Source organism: Paenibacillus durus (assembly GCF_000756615.1).
Taxonomy (GTDB): domain Bacteria; phylum Bacillota; class Bacilli; order Paenibacillales; family Paenibacillaceae; genus Paenibacillus_AQ; species Paenibacillus_AQ durus.
The window spans coordinates 3,762,370-3,782,302 of sequence record NZ_CP009288.1 but is presented as its reverse complement, the minus strand read 5'-3'; the positions used below and the strand labels follow the sequence as shown (position 1 = coordinate 3,782,302).

General features: G+C 52.4%; 19 protein-coding genes. 17 read left to right on the top strand and 2 right to left on the bottom strand.

Annotated elements, in window-relative coordinates; translation table 11 throughout:
• Nucleotides 1-22: 22 nt before the first annotated feature.
• Entirely contained in the window at nt 23-982 is a 960-nt protein-coding gene (locus PDUR_RS16080; protein ID WP_042207168.1) for a DUF4097 family beta strand repeat-containing protein, read from the bottom strand.
• Between the two features lie 300 nt (nt 983-1,282).
• Here PDUR_RS16080 and PDUR_RS16075 point away from each other — a divergent pair, with 300 nt between their 5' ends.
• From PDUR_RS16075 to PDUR_RS16030, 10 genes are all read left to right on the top strand, one after another.
• A complete protein-coding gene (locus tag PDUR_RS16075) occupies nt 1,283-1,570 on the top strand; it encodes a hypothetical protein (protein ID WP_042207166.1) in 288 nt (95 codons plus the stop codon).
• Nucleotides 1,571-1,716: 146 nt separating this feature from the next.
• Nucleotides 1,717-2,061: a 50S ribosomal protein L19 gene (gene rplS, locus PDUR_RS16070; protein ID WP_025335399.1), complete on the top strand. Its 345-nt coding sequence runs from the start codon at nt 1,717-1,719 to the stop codon at nt 2,059-2,061.
• 215 nt (nt 2,062-2,276) lie between these two features.
• The gene (gene lepB, locus PDUR_RS16065; protein ID WP_042207165.1) at nt 2,277-2,897 is read left to right on the top strand and encodes a signal peptidase I; all 621 of its coding nucleotides are present in this window, start codon (nt 2,277-2,279) and stop codon (nt 2,895-2,897) included.
• Between the two features lie 28 nt (nt 2,898-2,925).
• Nucleotides 2,926-3,798, top strand: coding sequence for a ribosome biogenesis GTPase YlqF (ylqF, locus tag PDUR_RS16060; protein WP_042207164.1), 873 nt, complete (start codon nt 2,926-2,928; stop codon nt 3,796-3,798).
• A gap of 357 nt (nt 3,799-4,155) precedes the next feature.
• Nucleotides 4,156-4,779 carry a ribonuclease HII gene (locus tag PDUR_RS16055; RefSeq protein WP_042207163.1) on the top strand — a complete coding sequence of 208 codons (624 nt, stop codon included), beginning with the start codon at nt 4,156-4,158 and terminating at the stop codon, nt 4,777-4,779.
• 163 nt (nt 4,780-4,942) lie between these two features.
• Entirely contained in the window at nt 4,943-7,153 is a 2,211-nt protein-coding gene (locus PDUR_RS16050; protein WP_042207162.1) for a putative sodium/potassium/calcium exchanger, read from the top strand.
• Nucleotides 7,150-7,464, top strand: coding sequence for an EscU/YscU/HrcU family type III secretion system export apparatus switch protein (locus PDUR_RS16045; protein ID WP_042207161.1), 315 nt, complete (start codon nt 7,150-7,152; stop codon nt 7,462-7,464). The genes PDUR_RS16050 and PDUR_RS16045 overlap by 4 nt, the downstream gene beginning before the upstream one ends.
• Nucleotides 7,448-7,870, top strand: coding sequence for a YraN family protein (locus PDUR_RS16040; protein WP_081949552.1), 423 nt, complete (start codon nt 7,448-7,450; stop codon nt 7,868-7,870). The genes PDUR_RS16045 and PDUR_RS16040 overlap by 17 nt, the downstream gene beginning before the upstream one ends.
• 180 nt (nt 7,871-8,050) lie before the next feature.
• Nucleotides 8,051-8,455 carry a hypothetical protein gene (locus tag PDUR_RS16035; protein ID WP_042207160.1) on the top strand — a complete coding sequence of 135 codons (405 nt, stop codon included), beginning with the start codon at nt 8,051-8,053 and terminating at the stop codon, nt 8,453-8,455.
• Between the two features lie 264 nt (nt 8,456-8,719).
• Nucleotides 8,720-9,253: a metallophosphoesterase gene (locus PDUR_RS16030; RefSeq protein ID WP_042207159.1), complete on the top strand. Its 534-nt coding sequence runs from the start codon at nt 8,720-8,722 to the stop codon at nt 9,251-9,253.
• Nucleotides 9,254-9,408: 155 nt separating this feature from the next.
• On the opposite strand, the gene PDUR_RS16025 is transcribed toward PDUR_RS16030, so the two are convergent.
• The gene (locus tag PDUR_RS16025; RefSeq protein WP_042207157.1) at nt 9,409-11,133 is read right to left on the bottom strand and encodes a YifB family Mg chelatase-like AAA ATPase; all 1,725 of its coding nucleotides are present in this window, start codon (nt 11,131-11,133) and stop codon (nt 9,409-9,411) included.
• A gap of 302 nt (nt 11,134-11,435) precedes the next feature.
• Between PDUR_RS16025 and PDUR_RS16020 the strand changes: the two genes are divergently transcribed.
• The 7 genes from PDUR_RS16020 (at nt 11,436) to hslV (ending at nt 19,912) form a co-directional block, all read left to right on the top strand.
• Nucleotides 11,436-11,897 carry a MarR family winged helix-turn-helix transcriptional regulator gene (locus PDUR_RS16020; RefSeq protein WP_042207156.1) on the top strand — a complete coding sequence of 154 codons (462 nt, stop codon included), beginning with the start codon at nt 11,436-11,438 and terminating at the stop codon, nt 11,895-11,897.
• A gap of 326 nt (nt 11,898-12,223) precedes the next feature.
• A complete protein-coding gene (gene sucC, locus PDUR_RS16015) occupies nt 12,224-13,384 on the top strand; it encodes an ADP-forming succinate--CoA ligase subunit beta (RefSeq protein WP_042207155.1) in 1,161 nt (386 codons plus the stop codon).
• Between the two features lie 57 nt (nt 13,385-13,441).
• The gene (gene sucD, locus PDUR_RS16010; protein WP_042207154.1) at nt 13,442-14,371 is read left to right on the top strand and encodes a succinate--CoA ligase subunit alpha; all 930 of its coding nucleotides are present in this window, start codon (nt 13,442-13,444) and stop codon (nt 14,369-14,371) included.
• Between the two features lie 208 nt (nt 14,372-14,579).
• Nucleotides 14,580-15,698 carry a DNA-processing protein DprA gene (dprA, locus tag PDUR_RS16005; RefSeq protein ID WP_042207153.1) on the top strand — a complete coding sequence of 373 codons (1,119 nt, stop codon included), beginning with the start codon at nt 14,580-14,582 and terminating at the stop codon, nt 15,696-15,698.
• 96 nt (nt 15,699-15,794) lie between these two features.
• A complete protein-coding gene (topA, locus tag PDUR_RS16000) occupies nt 15,795-17,894 on the top strand; it encodes a type I DNA topoisomerase (protein WP_042207152.1) in 2,100 nt (699 codons plus the stop codon).
• Between the two features lie 54 nt (nt 17,895-17,948).
• Nucleotides 17,949-19,328, top strand: a complete 1,380-nt coding sequence (gene trmFO, locus PDUR_RS15995; RefSeq protein ID WP_042207150.1) for an FADH(2)-oxidizing methylenetetrahydrofolate--tRNA-(uracil(54)-C(5))-methyltransferase TrmFO — start codon at nt 17,949-17,951, stop codon at nt 19,326-19,328.
• Between the two features lie 35 nt (nt 19,329-19,363).
• Nucleotides 19,364-19,912 (top strand): ATP-dependent protease subunit HslV, encoded by a 549-nt coding sequence (gene hslV / locus PDUR_RS15990; RefSeq protein ID WP_042207149.1) that lies wholly within the window; start codon nt 19,364-19,366, stop codon nt 19,910-19,912.
• Nucleotides 19,913-19,933: the final 21 nt, after the last annotated feature.

The window sequence follows — 19,933 nt, the reverse complement described above, 5'->3', positions numbered from 1 at the left end:
TTTTTGTTTTTATAACAAAGCATTATTTCGTTACACTGATCGCACCCACGGAAGAGGAGAGGGAGAGGAGCGGTCCGCCTCCATTAATATCGCTCTTGCCGGAGGGTACTCCGGAAACGCGGCCGAGATCGGTGTCTGCCTCAAGCGTGCAGCTCAGCGATTGCTCCAAAGCTGCTTTTATGCTGCCTACATCAGTGCTGGCAGTGAGGGAGGAACTGCTGTCCATTGCGGCAATAGCAAGTGAAATGCTGCCGGTGTCGGTGTTTATGCTGGATTTCCCTGTAATATGTGCATCTTCAATACTCACACTTCCGACATCGCTGGAGATATGGTAGGTGCCCGTTAATCCGTGAAGTTTGATTTTTCCGACATCGCCCTTAATGTCAAACTGGCTAATGCTTGCGGGAATTTCAATAATGTATGAGATACTGAAGTCGGAGGTGCCGTACGTTCTGCTTGCCCATGACCATAAATCGGTGTCTGGCTTATCTTTCGGATGAGTGTTCACTTTCAGTTCGCCGCCGCTCTCCCGAATGGATACTTCGGCGCTGTTTAAAATGCGCTGGCTGGTATCTTTTCTGCCAAGAGCATTGTAAGAAATAATCGTTGCGGTTACATTTAAATCGGTTCCACTGCCCGGCTTTAATTCAATATCGCCTACCGAATTATCAAGGACAAGCGTCGAAGCCGAACCGACCGGACTCTGGGTGGAGAGTTGTTTGGTGATTCTTCCAGACTTGAGCTGGTCCGATACGTGATCCGCAGTGTCTTCAATCGTTTGCGCGGCGCTACCCACTGCCTCCCCGACGTTTTGCTGAATAGTCTCACCGAATGACTCCGCTGCCTGCCCGATGTCCCGCATCGAGGTCTCCATATCGTTGCTCGCGCTGTCCGCCGACTTCCCGGGAAGCGGTGTACAGCCTGCTAGAAGCAGCGCCGCAAATAGGGCAGCCATTGTCACTTTCTTCATACTTTTTCTCAATTCGATGTCCCCCTTTAATAAACAAACAAAACATTTTGAACCGCAGCAATCCGATCTTGCCAATCCCCTAATTATTCGCCTGAAAGTATGTACTAAGCGCATTATATCTTATGGAAATTTATTGAAACAGGGGCTGGAGACTGGTGCTAAACTAGACTAAAGTTGGGGAGGATAGAGATAAGTGGCTGTTTCGCCAGCAAACATCCTGCAAGAATCCGGTAACGGCCTAAAAAGTTGTTTCAGAAAAAAGACTTCCCGTATAATAATAAATAAAGCCCCCAAAAGAAAGGATACTTGCTGATGCGATACATTGTATTCCTCATGATTTTGTTGGCGGTAGCTGTCATTTATACTGTAACCCGGGTTCTGAACACAAGGAAGACGAAAAAAGGAAATGCTCCAAAGAACAATGTGATTCCACTGGATGCGCACCGAAAAGCGCGGAAAAGTACGGATGAACAGCCCTGCTCAAGCTGCAAAAAGAAAAACGGCAAGCTTATTTTTTATGCACAGGATGACGGCTCGGTTGTCGGCTTATGCAAGGACTGCCAAGCAAAGGCCAAAAAGCGGGATATGCTCCCTCTATAATCTCATAAATAGGTTGTATTCATTCGCCTGGTATGATATCATTAATTCTGTTGTGTGGAATACGGTGGTCCGCTGCGGATGATGAAGGAGAACGAAGATTTCTCCGGAGGAGGCATGAACACCTGTACGGAAGGAGGAAGTCCTTAATGAATATTTTACAAGAAATTACACAAGAACAGCTCCGCAAGGATATCCCGAGCTTTCGCCCTGGCGACACTTTGAAAGTGCACGTTAAGGTTATCGAGGGAACCCGCGAACGTATCCAGCTGTTCGAAGGCGTTGTAATCAAACGCCGCGGCGGCGGAATCAGCGCGACTTTTACGGTTCGTAAAATTTCTTACGGCGTTGGTGTGGAAAGAACATTCCCGATCAACTCGCCTAAGATTGACAAAATCGAAGTAATTCGCTATGGTAAAGTTCGTCGCGCCAAGCTGTACTACCTGCGTGAACTGCGTGGTAAAGCTGCAAGAATTAAAGAGATTCGTCGCTAATCCAAGCGGCAAAGGAAAGGGGCTTGATTTCAAGCCCTTTTCGTTTATTAAGATTTTGACATACTTTACAGATAGATAAAGCTGGGGACGGGCTTCTTTCGAAAAAGCCTTCTGAGGAAATTAAGGCAGAGGTTTTTTGGGGTGAAGTTTTTTTGATTTGTATTGGTTCATAAAAAATCCTTGGACTGTCAAGGTTAAGGAGAGGACGGTGAACTATGCAGCAGGATTTGCAGCAGGGACAAGGCGAGGGCGATAATCAGGCTTCGCACGTTCCGCCCAAGCAAAAGAATGAACTGTTGGAATGGGTAAAAGCGATCGCGATCGCTTTAATACTGGTTATTCTGATTCGTTGGCTGTTGTTCAAACCGTTTATTGTGGACGGACCATCCATGCAGCCGAACTTCCATACCGGCGAGCGGGTAATCGTCAATGAAATTCTGTATGACTTCCGGTCCCCACAACGGGGCGAAGTTATTGTATTTCATGTGCCTTCCGAAGGCAGGGATTTCATTAAGCGGGTCATCGCTGTAGCCGGGGATACCGTAAAGGTTGAAGGCGACGTAGTGACCGTAAACGGCAAAAAGGTAGACGAAACCTACATTCAAGGAGCGATCGACCAGGCGCATAAGAACAACCAGCTTTACAACAACAAGAACTTCCCCAACGAGGACTTTAAGGACGGAGTCGTGCCTGAAGGCTATGTATTCGCTATGGGGGACAACCGTTCCGACAGCAAGGACAGCCGGATGATTGGCTATATTCCGCTGGGCGATATCGTCGGCCGGGCCGATGTGATTTTCTGGCCGGTGTCGGATATGGAATGGATTAAGCATTAACATACTTACTCAAAGGAGGCGATGGGCAGTGACCATACAATGGTTTCCGGGTCATATGACGAAAGCCAGACGGCAAATCGAGGATAGATTGAAGCTCATTGACGTTGCTATAGAACTGCTCGATGCCCGTCTTCCGCTGTCCAGCCGCAATCCGATGATTGACGATATTTTGCGGGATAAGCCGCGGCTTATTATTTTGAACAAAAGCGACTTGGCTGATCCAGAGATGAACCGGCAGTGGCTTGCTTTTTTCAAGGGAGAGGGGCATGCCGTGCATCTCGTAGACGCCTCGACCGGCAACGGAGTTAAGGAAATTCCGGATCAGGTCAAGCTTCTGCTCAAAGAAAAGATCGACAAGCAGATCGCCAAAGGGATGAATCCGCGGGCGATGCGGGCGCTCATCGTCGGCATTCCCAATGTGGGCAAATCGACGCTGATCAACCGGATGGCCGGCCGCAACATCGCGGCAACGGGCGACCGTCCGGGCGTCACGAAAGGACAGCAGTGGATCAAGACCGGAGGGAACCTTGAGCTTCTCGATACCCCGGGGATATTGTGGCCGAAGTTCGAGGATCAGCAGGTCGGTTACCGGTTGGCGATTACCGGAGCGATTCGTGAGGAGATTCTCAATGTGGAAGACATCGCGTTCTATGCGGTCAAATATTTGCTTCGGGACTACGGTGACAGATTCCGGGAGAGGTACGGGATTGATAAGCTTCCGGAGGATTTGGAGAACCCGGACGAAATTGTAGCAGTTATGGAAGCGGTGGGCCGTAAGCGCGGCTGCCTGGTCAGCGGAGGAAGAGTCGATCTCGAGAAGGCCTCCCGTACTCTGCTGCATGAGCTGCGTGCCGGCAAGCTGGGCCGGTTCACGCTGGAAGCACCGAACACGAAAGGCTAACAGCGCGGATTTCGTACTTAATCATGGCAGATTCGAACGCGGCAAGACTTCCGGGTGCAATGCAGTCTAGTCTATACGCAACCAACAATTGAATAGCAGCGCGCTATAAACAAAGAGTCCGTCGTTTTCGGCGGCTCTTTTTTTGCATGGGATGAGGTTAACATAAGCGGAGAAACTTTTTACATAAAATTGCGTTTCAATAACTAGAAGTATAATCATTGGCAGTGTTAACTGAGAGGCTATGGAAAAAGAATCCTCGTAAATAGTGGAGTGACCTTGCCTGCCGGCCTGTGGTAAGCTTGAATAAGAAGCAGGCGATAAGCAGCGGAAATTATAGTTTGGCAGGTGGGTGAACGAATGGATATCGATATGCTGTTCTATGAAAAAGAGGGCTGGGGGCAGTCTTACTGCCGCATTGCCGGAGTGGACGAGGTGGGCAGAGGCTGTCTGTTCGGCGACGTGGTTGCGGCAGCGGTCATTTTGCCGGAGGGTCTGATGATCGAGGGAGTGGATGACTCCAAAAAGCTGACAGCTAAAAAAAGGGAGGCTCTGTACGAGTTAATTATGGAGCAGGCGCTGGCTGTCGGTGTGGGTCATGTGGATTCTTCTATGATCGATGAAATCAATATCAAGCAGGCTTCAAGGCTGGCCATGAAGAAAGCGGTGGAAGGGCTCGGTATCCGGCCGGATTATATGCTGATTGACGCGGAAAAGATCGATCTCCCTCTGCCGCAGCGGGCAATTATTAAGGGGGATGCCAACAGTCAATCGATCGCAGCGGCGTCGATCATAGCCAAAGTAACTCGCGACAGACTGTGCGAAGGATTATGGGAGGACTTGTATCCGGATTACGGGATTGCCATACATAAGGGGTATGCGACAAAGCTTCACCGCGAGCGGATTGTAACGCTGGGGCCGACGCCGATGCATCGGCGCAGCTTTTTGGGAAGAATCCTGGTGGAGCAGCCTACATTATTTTAACAGATTCTTCAAAATTAAAAATAGAGATGTAGTGCAGTCCGGTGAAGCTGTTAAGCCGGGCTGTTTTTTTTCCAGATAAAAATGGAGAACACCGCTTCACTTGCAAAAATGGCGGCAGATGCCGATATAAAAGCAAGAAGTTAAGAAGACAGGGGGAAGCGGCGTGAACATTGGGTCTTTGATTCGCGGACTGCTGGGAGACAGCAAGCCAGGAGCAGCGAAAGCACTTGAATTGAAAGAAGGACAGATCGTCCGCGGCGTTGTTCTCAATGTATCGGAATCGGGAAAAGAAGCGCTGGTACAAATTCACGGTACGCCCGTGCGTGCAGAGCTGGAGACGCCGCTGCAGCCAGGGCAATCACTAAATCTGCAGGTGGGGCCACCGGGGGATCGGGGGATGCCGGTATTGAAGCCGGCTCCGGCGGGCAGCAGCGCTTCCCCTCAGACGATGGGGGAGGCGCTGAGCGCGCTTGGTCTGAGCGATTCCAAGGCAGGGCGTGAAATCATACAGGCCATGCAGGCCGGAGGGTTGCCTTTGACCAAGGAAACGGCCGCCAAGCTGAATCTGGTAATAGATGCCAAACCGGCGAACGTGCCTGTGCAGGAGTGGCTGGAAGCGGCTGTCATTGCGGAAAAAAGAGGTCTCCCGGTAACTCCTGGAAGCGTCAGAGGACTTCAGCAGGCGGTGTTCGGGCCGCAGCTTCACCAGCTGCTGTCCGCGCTGGAAGATCAGTTGAATCTGTGGATGGAGCAGCAGAAGGGGGGCGGAGAAGGATTGGCGGCCCAGCCGGGCGCTGATACTGGCACTTCGCCTGAAGCTGCTGGGGGTCTCACCGGAAATGCTGCCAATCAGGCAGCAGGAACTGCAGGAGCGGCAAATGCCCAAAACAGTGAAGCACAGGCAGGAAATTCGGAGCCGTCGGGCGTAAAGGCATCGGTCGCCGGAACGGATTCGGTCACAGCTGGCAATGGTAATGCCGCAGTGGGGAGCGAAGCGGCGAAGACGGAAGCCGACGGGAAGACGGCGGACAGAAGCGGGGCAGCTCTGTCGTCGGCTGCGACACAAGGAGATCCGGATACGGTTGAAGGAATGAACGGAAAGGTACAGCCGGGGCGTGGGTTGGAAGCGGATGGAAGCGAAACGCAAGCCCCCAGTGGAACCGCCAGCAAAGGCCTAACAGGGGGCAGCGAATCATCAGTTCATGGCGCGAGCATGCCGGAAGGCGGACAGGCCGCTGGTGAAGCCGGGACTGAAAGTGTGCAGTCAGGCCGGGGTTTATCGGCAGCTGAAACGCAGGCGCAGACCGGAGAAGCGCAGGCGAGCGGGAAGGCAACGAATGAGACTCAGGCCAGAGGCGGAGTGCAGAATAGCGGTGCGGCCGCAGGCGAAGTGAAGGCTGGCGGATCGGCACCTGATGGGTTGGGTGCCGGAGGCGTGCGGGCTGATGGGCTGGCGGCTAATGAGACATGGGCCGGGGGAGTGCAGGCGGCGGCTTCAGAGGCGCAGCCGCGGGCTGGCGCCCTGCTCGCGAAGCTGCAGGGCGTGCTCGGCGAGCTGCGGGACACGCTGCCGCAGCTCGCCGCTCTCCCGCCGTCGGACGCGGCGGGAGAGCCCTCCCGCGCGGATGCGGCGCGCGGGCCGGGTCCGGCTGCGGCGCAGCCGCAGCCGGAAGCCACCCAGGGCGGCGCATGGGTGGCGCGGGTGCTCAAGCTGCTCGGTGCAGAGCACGAGCAGCAGGCGCTCCGCGGCGGCGGGGGGCTGACCGCCGCTGCGGAGCTGGGCCCGGCGCATCCGCAGGGCGCGCCGGGAGCGGTCGCCGGGGAGCGGACCGGCGACACGGTCAAGGGCGTGCTGCTGCAGGCAATGGGCAGCAGCGACGTTCCCGCGGCGCTGAAAGAAGCCGCGGGGCAGCTGGTGCAGCATCTGACCGGCCAACAGCTGCTGCTGAACACGGACCGGACAGCGCCGTTTGCGCAGGTTACACTGTTCCTGCCGCTTAAGGGGCCGGACGGGGAGGAGACCGCTTCCGTCCATATACAGTCCCGGCGGGGGCCCAAGGGGGAGCTGGATGCGTCAAACTGCCGGCTGTGGTTTGATCTGGATATGAAGGCTCTGGGTCAGACGCTCGTCGATGTGCAGGTCGTTGACCGCATTGTCAGCCTGAAGCTGCACAATAACGAGTCATGGGCGCAAGAACTGTTTGAAACATCGAAGGATGAGATCAAGTCCGCGATAGAGACGATTGGCTATCAGCTTTCCTCCTTTAAGGCGGAGCCGTTCCCTGCTCAAAATACCGAAAAGCCGGGCAAGGGACCGGGCATCCCGGACGATTACGTTCCCGATTCTTATAAAGGAGTGGATTACCGGATATGAAAGATTCTTCCGACGAACTCTTATACAGCATGAAAAAAGCGGTGGCGCTCAAATATGTGCCGGGGAAGACCGAAGCTCCGGTCGTTGTCGCCAAGGGGCAGGGAAACATTGCCGAAGCGATCTTGCAGAAGGCAAAAGAAAACGGCGTTGCCATTCAGGAGGATGCCGCATTAGTCGAAGTGCTTTCCAAGCTTGATCTCGACCAGCAAATACCGCCCGGATTATATCATCTGGTAGCTGAAATATTAAGCTACGTATACCGAAGTGATGCCGCCGCCGGAACCGGGGAATGGGATGAACGAATTGAATGAGCTGAGCGGGAAGGCTGGAAATTACGCCAAGAGTGAGGAAGCTTGTTATAACCGTAAGCAAAAAGGCAGAGCGGCCGAAGAAGCAGCCGTGCTTTACCTCTCAGCCAAAGGCTATGCCATTGTGGAGCGCAACTGGCGCTGCCGGACGGGTGAGATCGACATTATCGCCGAGCAGGGCGGCCGCCTCGTTTTTGTCGAAGTGCGCAGCCGAAGCGGCAGCTTGGCGCAGGGAACGCCGGAGGAATCGGTAGATGCCCGCAAAATAGACCAAGTGCGGCGGACTGCGGGAGTTTACATGCATGCCAATCGTCAAGGCGAACGTCTCGTGTCTTTTGATGTCATTACGGTAATGTTAAACCGGGATTTAAGTGTCTCTTCGCTCAATCATATTTGCGAGGCATTCTAATCTAAGGTGATTTATGCGCAAAAGTGCAAATGCCTGTCAGATGGGAATTATTAACTTTCAAGCAATTAAGGCTCGTTGACTGGGATGAGAGTTTCAAAATGGCTCGCCATGGGTCAGTCCAGAATGAAAATGGGTATACATTAGTGTAACCGTTTATTACATCAAGAGGAGGCTGTCCGAGTGAACCAACAATATGATGTACAAGTGAAATTTGTTTGCCAACATTGCGGGCAGGAAATTGGAGTTGTATTTAATACAGAGCCGGTTACGACCATCAGTTGTGGCTCTTGCCGTCAGACTTTTACTGTCATGAGGCCGGCGATTGCGGAAGAAATATTAATTGATTGGGAAAATGAAGCGCTGTTCCAAAAAATACGCGCGGATAAGTCACAGAGCAGTAATGCAAGCTTGATGACGCTGATTATTAATGTTATTGAACTATTAACCTGGCGGGATAACGGAGCCGGTCAGGTTGAGGCGATTAAAGCGATGCGGCAATGGCTGATTGAGAATGAGGGTACGCCGATTCTTGCCGAGCTGATGCAATCATCAGACAATCCGCGGCTCCATAAACGCAATTTGTGAAGTGGTGAAAAGCGGAAGCTTCTAGCTTACACAGCAGGAACAAAGGTAAGCAGGGATCGCAATCCGGGCTTCGGGCGGAACTGGCAAGAGTCGCGTGCGGGGCCTGTTTGCCATGCATGGAGAAAGCACCAGGCAAGCATATATTTATATACGAAAAAACTGCGCGCCTACCTTGTGCCATACACATCTACGATTAAACGCAACTGTTTTATATAAGACTGTCTATATACATATGAAATCGTAAACAGAGGAGGAGAGAGATAGATGACAAAAGTCTATTTCACATCGGATCATCATTTTGGGCATAAAGCCATTATTGATTATGAATCCCGGCCATTCGAGACTGTGGAGCAGATGAATGAATCGATGATTGCAAGCTGGAACCAAACGGTTGGGCAAACGGACCAGGTATTTCATCTGGGCGATTTTTCTTCTTTGGGGAAAGAGGAGACAAGCCAAATATTATCCAGGCTGAACGGCTATAAGACGCTGATTCTGGGCAATCATGACCGCGACCGTTCCCGCAGTTGGTGGCTGGATGCCGGATTTCAGGAAGTGAGCGGGAACGGCATTATTTATAAAGATTTTTTTCTGCTTACCCATGAGCCTATGTACATGAATCGGCACATGCCTTACGTAAATATACACGGTCATATCCATGGGCAAAAGTACGAAGGGATTAATCATTTCAATGTTTGCGTAGAGCACTGGAACTATAAGCCGGTGTCATTTGAAGCCATTATGGAAGCCTTAACCTCGCAGCAGGAAGCAAGCGGGAACCCTCCGGCCGAAAGCTGATTGACTTAGCCTATCTTGCGTTTAGCGGCTGGTACAACTGCAGCAAACCATCCGAATACAGTGATGACTCGAAGCCCAAACACACTTTTCTGCGGCGAGTCGCACATTTCGTCAAATTTTTTCTTCTATAATATTAGGTGGAGGATATTTGAATTCTACTCCTCTTCAACGGGCTGCTTGTCCAGGTTGCGGTACTGCAGCGCTTCCGCGATGTGAGCGGATGAAATCCCGTCCGCCCCGTCCAGGTCGGCGATGGTGCGGGACAGCTTCAGTATGCGGTCATAAGACCGCATACTCAGTCCCAGGTTCTCCAGCAGCGAGTGCAGCATGCGGGCGCCCTCTGGACCGGGATCGGCGTAGCGGCGCAGGGATGTGCCGTATAGCTCGCTGTTCCAGGAGATGGGCAGGCGCCGGTAGCGCTCAGCCTGAATGGCTTGAGCCGCTTCTACGCTGGAGCGCATTTCCGCCGTCGACAGGCCGGCACTTCCTTTGACATCCCATTCTCTGGGCCTTGGTACATCAACTTGAAGGTCGATGCGGTCCAGCAGCGGCCCCGAGATCCTCCCGCGGTACTGAGCGATGCGCGCCGCGCTGCATGTGCATCGCTGCTGGGGATGCCCGCTTCCGAGGAAACCGCAGTGGCACGGATTCATAGAAGCAGCGAGCATAAATCTAGCTGGAAAAGTAAAAGCGGCCCTTGCCCTGCTGATCGTTACGACATGGTCTTCCAGCGGCTGGCGCAGCACTTCCAGCACGCTGCGCGAGAATTCAGGCATCTCGTCGAGGAACAGAATGCCCCGATGCGCCAGACTGACCTCCCCCGGCTTTGGAACGCTGCCGCCGCCGATCAATCCCGCCCCGGAGATGGTATGATGGGGCGAGCGGAAGGCCCTTTCCCGAATCAGTCCCCGGTGAGCGTCCTTCAGCTTGCCTGCAGCGCTGAATATTTGGGTGACCTCCAGCGCTTCGCTGTCGGTCAGGGCAGGCAGAATCCCGGGCAGGCGCTTAATCATCATCGTCTTACCCGTGCCTGGCGGGCCAATAAGAAGGAGGTTATGCATGCCGGCGGCGGCAATGGTCAGCGCCCGTTTGACATGATGCTGGCCCAGCACATCGCTGTAGTCCTCCTGCATCTCTTCCGCTGGTTCTGAGGCAGTTGGGAAGCTGATGGGGGAAATATAACGAAGATGCTCCAATGACAGCGCCATCACGGGCTGAGATGGGCTTGGCCTGCTGCTCGCCGTTACCGGAAATGGCAGGCTGTTCATTTCGTCTTCCAGCCCATCCGCCGCATGGAAATCGGCTGAACCTGCCGTATCAGAGGCTATACAGGTGTCATTCTGTTCTTCTGGCTTGCTTATGTTGTGAGAAAGCGACGGCTCCGGTCCACGCAGATCCCGCAAATGATCAAGAGCATAGACCAGCATGCCGCCGATTAGGGCTGCTTCCGCCGCGTTGCCGCCCGGCAGCAGCACGGCTCCGAAACCGGCCTTTCGGGCGGCTTCGATCATCGGCAGCACACCGGTTACCGGGCGGAGGCTGCCGTCAAGCGCGAGCTCGCCGATTATTAACGTCTTTCTTGCAATAGGCATCACAAGCTGACCGCTTGTCGTCAGAATGCCGACAGCGATCGCAAGATCAAAAGCCGAGCCTTCCTTGCGCAGATCGGCCGGGGCCAGATTAATGGTAACCCGCTGCTGCGGATAGCGGAAGCCGCAATTCCTCACGGCGGAGCGGACGCGAAGAGCCGCCTCGCGTATGGAAGAGTCTGGAAGCCCGATAATATGGGTCTGCGGCAAGCCGTTTGCGAGGTCCACCTCAACGCCGATCATTACGCCCTCAATTCCGTACAGGCACGCACTGTGCATTTTTCCATACATAACAAAACACCTCTCTCCAAAAGTCGGCACATCATGTGCGCAAGGCTTCAGTAAAGAGGTGCTTCCCCATTTTCCGAAAATATTGATATGCATCCATTATATAAATCAATCCAGGTACAAATCAATAGTCATTGCCAATCGGAACTTCTCCTGAGCAGTCAACCTGCTGTAAAATGATAGATTAATATTTTATACAATATAATTTAAGGCTAATAAAATTAAAGCCAAATGATTTTTTGCAAATAACATTCAAACAGCAAAATATGATAAAATTGAGTAAAGAAAGCAGGTGAATATAAGCTATGACACAAAAATCAACGATTATTCCAGAACTGCTGCTCGATAACCAGCTTTGTTTCACAATCTATGCTTGTTCGCGAGAGATAACGAAGCTGTATCAGCCATTTCTTGATGAGCTCGGCGTTACGTATTCACAATATCTTGTCATGCTTGTTCTGTGGGAGAAAGAGCAATGTACCGTCAAGGAGATTGGCAACGCCTTGTACCTTGATTCCGGGACGCTGACTCCGCTGCTGAAGCGTCTGCAGGCCGCCGGACTAATTATTCGCGAGCGTTCGCAGGACGATGAGCGCAAAGTGCTGATTTCTCCAACGGATGAAGGCTGGGCGCTTCAGGATCAAGCTAAAGATATCCCGGGCGTAATGGCGGAAGGAATGAAGATGTCCAAAGAGGAATTCGGAGATCTCCTTCTGCAGTTCCGCAGTTTATTGAACAGGGTACATCAAGCGAATTGCCGTAATTGAAATGGATGTCCAAGAAGTTTGTCAATGATATCGTTCGCATTTCGGTATGAAACCATGCGAAAATGTATGTATAAAGCATGAAAGATTTATGAGGTAAGCGTTTTAAAAACATGATACAATATTCTGGGTTTCCAAATTTGGCATTGCAACCTCATTGCCAACTTGCAGGAAGAAGGCTGCCGGTTTTCCGGAATTGGACCTTTTGTCTGCTTAAGGGAATTCAGGATGCTGAACCGGACCGAACCCGATCTAGCGGTAATCCATACGGAAAGCGGAAAGTCTGCAGGCTGCCTGCGGGCTCCGCTACACTTTAGGAGGCTTCCGGAATGAATATCCACGAGTATCAGGGAAAAGAAGTGCTAAAAAGTTACGGCGTCACCGTACCGAATGGGAAAGTGGCTTTTACCGTAGAGGAAGCGGTAGCTGCAGCCCAGGAACTGAACAGTCCCGTCGCCGTTGTGAAAGCGCAGATCCATGCGGGCGGCAGAGGAAAGGCCGGGGGCGTCAAGGTCGCAAAGAATTTGGATGAAGTCCGCTCATATGCCGGAGAAATTCTCGGTAAGACACTGGTTACGCACCAGACAGGTCCCGAAGGCAAAGTAGTAAAACGGCTGCTCATCGAAGAGGGCTGCCATATCCTCAAGGAGTATTATATTGGGCTTGTGGTCGACCGGGGAACGGGGCGTATCGTGCTGATGGGTTCCGAAGAGGGCGGAACAGAAATCGAAGAGGTGGCGGCCCTGCGCCCGGAGAAGATTTTTAAGGAAACCATTGATCCGGCGGTGGGACTGCAGGTGTTTCAGGCACGCAGGTTGGCCTACAATATTTTCATCCCGAATGATCTCATTAGCCAGGCGGTCAAGTTTATGCAAGCGCTCTATTCCGCTTTTGTGGATAAAGACTGCTCGATTGCCGAAATAAATCCGCTGGTCATTACGAAGGACGGCAAGGTTCTGGCGCTTGACGCCAAGCTGAATTTTGACTCGAATGCGCTGTTTCGCCATAAGGATATTCAGGATTTGCGCGACATGGACGAGGAAGACGAGAAGGAAATCGAAGCCTCCAAATACGATCTGAGCTATATTGCGCTGGATGGCAATATCGGCTGTATGGTCAACGGCGCAGGATTGGCGATGGCAACGATGGATATCATCAAATATTACGGAGGCGAACCGGCCAACTTCCTTGATGTGGGCGGCGGCGCAACAGTGGAGAAAGTGACCGAGGCGTTCAAGATTATTTTGTCCGACTCCAAGGTAAGAGGGATTTTCATAAATATATTTGGCGGTATTATGCGCTGTGACGTGATTGCCAGCGGAGTGGTAGAAGCGGCCAGACAGCTGGGGCTAACCAAACCGCTCGTAGTCCGTCTTGAAGGTACCAACGTAGAGCTGGGCAAGCAGATTTTGTCTGGTTCGGGACTGAATATCGTTTCGGCGGATTCCATGGCTGACGGAGCCCGTAAAATTGTCTCACTTGTGCAGTAATGACAAATTTGCCGCGATTTCCTGTACTTTACAATAAGGAATAGGATGTGAATAGGGATGAGCATTCTTGTCGATAAAAATACGAAAGTCATCACGCAGGGGGTTACGGGTTCGACGGGCTTGTTCCATACTAAAGGTGCGCTGGAGTACGGGACGAAGATGGTGGGCGGCGTTACGCCGGGTAAAGGAGGCACCTCATTTGACATCACGCTGAATAACGGCAAAACAGTAAGTCTGCCTATCTTCAATACGGTGATCGAGGCCAAGAAGGCGACGGGTGCGACCGCCAGCGTTATTTATGTGCCTCCGGCTTATGCGGCTGATTCGATTATGGAGGCGGTAGATGCCGAACTCGATCTTGTAATCTGTATTACAGAGGGAATTCCGGTGCTTGATATGGTCAAGGTGAAGCGTTACCTCGAGGGCCGCTCCACGGTGCTGATCGGTCCGAACTGTCCGGGTATTATTACGCCTGGGGAATGTAAAATCGGCATTATGCCGGGCTATATCCACATGCCGGGATATGTCGGCGTCGTGTCCCGCAGCGGAACACTGACCTATGAAGCGGTTCATCAGTTAACAACCCGCGGCATCGGCCAGTCGTCAGCGGTAGGCATCGGAGGCGATCCTGTCAAGGGATCGGAATTTATCGATATTCTGAAAAGGTTTAATGATGATCCCAGCACGAAGGCGGTCATTATGATCGGCGAAATTGGAGGGACGGCTGAGGAGGAAGCTGCCGTATGGATTCGTGACCATATGACCAAGCCGGTAGTTGGCTTCATCGGGGGAAAGACAGCCCCTGCAGGCAAGCGGATGGGTCATGCTGGCGCGATTATTTCGGGCGGTAAAGGTACGGCCAGCGAGAAAATCGCGGTTCTTGAAGCGTGCGGTATCAGAGTTGCTCCAACACCCGCTGAAATGGGCTCAACGCTTGTAAGTGTACTGGAAGAAAGAGGAATTCTAAACGCTTGCACGACGCATTAAGCCCTTTGTGAAGCTACGCAACATTCCCGGGCGACTGTCCCCTGACAAAACAGTACTTCCGGTAACCGTCCAATTGTGTATAATAATAACAAAGGTAAGCAACCTTTTATTCTCTTTACGGGGATAGAAGGTTGCTTTTTTGCGTTTGCGCTGCGAGCAACACAAAATTTGGAGGGTGTGCACCTCCTATACGAGGGAGAGTCTGTTTATGAACAATCGGGATATATTATTCGGTTTGCATGAAGTGGAAGGCATTGGCTGGAGGAGCATCGGCAAAATTCGCAAAGCGGGATTTTTGTCGGAACAGGCGTTTGACTGTACGGTGGAGGATTGGGAGAGAATCGGCATCACGCCTGGAATGTCGGCAAAGCTGTCGAAAACTCTGACCCCGGATTGGGTGCAACAGCGCCGTTCTCTCATAGAATCAGCCGATGTATCGATGGTTACCATATTCGATGATCAATATCCTCAGCTGCTGAAAGAAACATCCCAGCCTCCCTGGGTATTATACTACCGGGGACGGGCTGAGCTGCTGCATAGACCCGGTATTGCGCTTGTTGGCACGCGCGTTCCAACGTCTTACGGCCGCAAGGTTGGAGCCGTTCTCGCCGAGGAGTTGGCCGCAAGCGGCCTTGCCGTTGTCAGCGGGTTGGCCCGCGGAATCGACAGTATCTGTCATGAAGCGGCGCTAGGGCAGCAAGGGGGAACCGTGGCTGTGATGGCTACCGGGATGGACAAAATATACCCTCCGGAGAATCGCGAACTGCTGGAACGGATTTCACGTGAAGGCCTGGTGGTCACTGAATATCCGATCGGCACCAAAAGCCACCCCGGCCTTTTTCCTCAGCGTAACCGGATTATAGCCGGGCTCACTCTCGGAACCGTCGTCGTAGAAGCTGACAGCCGCAGCGGCTCTCTGATCACGGCAGATGCCGCCCTTGAAGCGGGAAGGGATGTATATGCTGTTCCCGGACCGATTACTTCCCCAAAAAGCAGGGGGGCGCTCGAACTGATCAAACAGGGAGCGGCTCTAGTGACGGGTGCAGCCGACATCATAGCGGAATACGTCTCTCTGCTGCCTGAGCCTGCAGATTTTACACCGGATCGGGAGACCGGGAGCGACAGGATTGGGATGGTATGCAGTGAAAAGAATTTGACAAGTGACGAGTCCCGCCTATACCATATACTGCATCAGGGACCATGTTCTCTGGATGAATTGTTGGAAAAAAGCGGTCTGGATTTTGGACATTTGCATTCCGTTCTGTTATCTTTAATCATAAAAAAAGCGGTAACATCCTTACCAGGCGCAGTATATAAGGTTATATAATAGAGAAGTTTGAGGGTTTGGCGTACTCTTCCGAACTGAGTTTTGCTATAGAATTCAATGAAGTTTATGCTGACAAACTTTTAGGAGGACGATTGTGTGGCTGATTCTTTGGTCATTGTCGAGTCGCCTGCAAAGGCGAAGACCATCGGCAAATATTTGGGCAGCAAATATATTGTAAAGGCATCAATGGGACATGTTCGCGACTTGCCCAAAAGCCAGATTGGTGTAGAAGTCGAGAATGACTTTAATCCCAAATATATTACAATTCGCGGCAAAGGCTCGGTGCTTAAAGAGCTGAAAGACGCAAGCAAAAAAGTCAAAAAAGTATATCTGGCGGCTGACCCGGACCGCGAAGGAGAAGCGATTGCCTGGCATCTGGCGCATGCGCTGGAACTGGACAATACGCAGGATTGCCGCGTCGTGTTCAACGAGATTACGAAGCAGGCCGTGAAGGACGCTTTTAAGACTCCGCGCAAAATAAATATGGATCTGGTCAACGCCCAGCAGGCCCGGCGCATCCTTGACCGGCTTGTTGGTTATAAAATCAGCCCTTTATTATGGAAGAAAGTTAAAAAGGGGCTGTCCGCCGGACGTGTACAGTCGGTAGCGGTTAAAATCATTATGGACCGGGAGAATGAGATCTCGGCATTCGTGCCGGAGGAATACTGGAGCATTACCGCCAAGCTTGGTATCCGTGATTCCTTATTCGAGGCCAGATTCTATAAATTAAATGGCGAGAAAAAGGAACTTGGGCGCGAGAGGGACGTACAGGAAGTAATGAAGGCGATTGAAGGCGCCGATTTCATCGTCAGCGAAGTGAAGGAAAAGGAAAGACAGCGTCATCCGTCAGCTCCATTTACAACCAGCTCCCTTCAACAAGAAGCGGCTCGCAAGCTCGGATTCCGGGCGGCGAAGACGATGTCTGTCGCCCAGCAGCTGTATGAGGGTGTGGAGCTCGGAAAAGAAGGCACAGTTGGTCTTATTACGTACATGCGTACAGACTCTACTCGGATATCCGCGACAGCGCAGGAAGAAGCAAAGGAGCTGATCTCCGGCAAATACGGGAAGGATTTTCTGCCGGAATCGCCGCGTCAATACTCCAAGAAGGCGGCCGGAGCTCAGGACGCGCATGAAGCGATCCGCCCAACTTCGGCGCTGCGCGAACCGGATACCGTCAAAGAGTTTACCAGCCGCGACCAGTTTCGGCTTTACAAGCTGATATGGGAACGGTTTACGTCCAGTCAGATGGCTTCGGCCCGGCTGGATACGCTGTCAGTCGACATTTCGGCAGGCGAGGTTGTGTTTCGTGCCGTTGGTTCGAAGGTGTCTTTTCCCGGCTTTATGAAGGTGTATGTGGAAGGCAACGATGACGGCACAACGGAAGAGGAGAAGTACCTGCCTCAGCTGCAGGCTGGAGATAAGCTGATTTCGCAGGAAATCGAGCCGAAACAGCATTTTACTCAGCCGCCGCCCCGTTATACGGAAGCGCGTCTCGTTAAGACGCTGGAGGAGCTGGGAATTGGACGTCCAAGCACCTATGCGCCGACGCTGGAAACCATTCAGAAGCGCGGCTATGTCGCCATAGAAGAAAAAAAGTTTATGCCCACCGAGCTCGGGGAACTGGTCATTGAACAAATGGAGCAGTTCTTTCCGGAAATCCTTGATGTAGAATTTACGGCCCATATGGAAGGCGATCTTGACCATGTGGAAGAAGGCGCGGAAGATTGGGTAAAAGTGCTTGCTGAATTTTACAATTCCTTCGAGAAGCGTCTTGAAGTGGCCGAAGAGGAAATGAAAGAGATTGAGATCGTGGATGAAGTTTCCGATGAAATTTGCGAAAAATGCGGTAAGCCGCTCGTTTACAAGCTGGGACGTTTCGGTAAATTTTTAGCCTGTTCGGGCTTCCCCGACTGCCGGAATACAAAGCCGATCATTAAGGATATCGGGGTAGGCTGCCCGAAATGCCATGAAGGAAAAGTCGTAGAGCGGCGCAGCAAGAAGGGACGTGTCTTCTATGGCTGCGACCGTTATCCTGAATGCGACTTTGTCTCCTGGGATAAACCGTCTTCAAAACCCTGCCCCGAGTGCGGCTCGTGGATGGTTGAGAAACGGAACAAGCAAGGAACCCGGCTGCAGTGTACGTCCTGCGACCATACCGAGAGTCTGGAGGACAGCGAAGAGGAAACGGCGGAATAAATAAGCTTAACACTAATAAATTCATCTAGAAAGACTTATGGAGGTTGTGTACAGTTGACGGATACTGCTAAGCAAACAGCGGGCAGCCCCGCTCCGGTTACGGTAATCGGCGCTGGGCTTGCCGGAAGTGAAGCGGCCTGGCAGCTCGCATCGCGGGGAGTGCCTGTTAAATTATATGAAATGCGGCCTGTCGTAAAGACACCGGCTCATCATACGGATAAATTCGCCGAGCTTGTATGCAGCAACTCGCTGCGCGCGAATGGACTTGGCAACGCGGTCGGCGTACTCAAAGAGGAGATGCGGCGGCTTGGCTCCCTGGTGCTGGGCTCTGCCGACAAGCATGCCGTACCGGCGGGAGGCGCGCTTGCCGTCGACCGGGACGGATTTTCGGGCGAAATTACGGCAGCGCTGCAAGGGCATCCGCTTGTTGAAGTTATAAATGAGGAATTGACGCATATACCGGATGAAGGGATTGTTGTGATCGCTTCCGGACCGTTGACATCTCCGGCATTGTCTTCCGAGATTAAGGCGCTGCTGGGCGAGGAGTATTTTTACTTTTACGACGCGGCGGCTCCGATCGTTGAGAAGGATTCAATCGATATGAGCAAGGTGTATTTGGCTTCCCGGTATGATAAAGGCGAAGCCGCCTATCTTAACTGCCCGATGACGGAAGAGGAATTCGACGTATTTTATGACGCCCTTATTTCTGCGGAAACGGCAGCACTCAAGGACTTTGAGAAAGAAATCTATTTCGAAGGCTGCATGCCGATCGAGATTATGATGAAACGCGGCAAGCAGACGGCGCTGTTCGGGCCCATGAAGCCGGTGGGGCTCGTCAATCCCCATACGGGCAAGCTACCATATGCCGTCGTTCAACTGCGCCAGGACAACGCTGCCGGAACGCTCTATAACCTCGTTGGATTTCAAACACACCTGAAATGGGGCGAGCAGAAGCGGGTCTTTTCGCTGATCCCAGGTCTTGAAAATGCGGAATATGTCCGCTACGGTGTTATGCACCGCAATACCTTCATTAACTCGCCGAAGCTGCTGCATCCAACCTATCAGATGAAAGGCAGGGAACGGCTGTTTTTTGCTGGACAGATGACAGGTGTGGAAGGCTATGTTGAATCTGCGGCCTCGGGTATGATAGCCGGCATTAATGCCGCTAGATTTGCTCTTGGTGAGGAGCTGCTTGTATTTCCGGAAGATACCGTTCTTGGAAGCATGCCGGCTTATATTACGGCTGCCGATTCCAAGCATTTTCAGCCGATGAACGCCAACTTCGGCCTTCTACCGAAGCCTGAACGGAAGATCCGAAACAAAAAGGAGAAGAATGAGCTTCTTGCGCATCGCGCATTGGATAGTCTGGCCGGGTTCTCAGACCGTACGGGTTTGCCACATCATATCGGTTCCGAGACCCTGCAAAGAACCTGACGCATTTTCGGAGCACAATCGAAGGAGGCAAGAGCATGATTCCCAGCTTTCACGCAACGACTATTTGCGCCGTAAGGCATAATGGCGAAGCGGCAATTGCAGGCGACGGGCAGGTTACCTTTGGAGAAAATGTCATAATGAAGACGACCGCCAAAAAAGTGCGGAGGCTGTACAGAGGGCAGGTCGTCGCCGGATTCGCCGGATCTGTTGCCGACGCAATCACCCTCTTTGAGAAATTTGAAGGCAAACTGGAAGAGCATCACGGCAATTTGCAGCGCGCCGCGGTAGAACTGGCCAAGGATTGGCGTCAGGACCGTGTTCTGCGCAAGCTTGAGGCGCTGATGATTGTAATGGATAAGAATGGAATGCTGCTTATTTCCGGTGGAGGCGAAATTATCGAGCCGGACGACGATGTGCTGGCGATCGGCTCCGGCGGCAACTTTGCCCTGGCTTCCGCCCGGGCTCTGAAGCGGCATGCCAAGGATCTCAGCGCGGCGGATATCGCCAAGGAAGCGCTTAAGATCGCCTCCGAAATTTGCGTATATACGAATTCGAATATTATCGTCGAACAATTGCAGGCTTAAAGACTGACAGAGAGGTGGAGG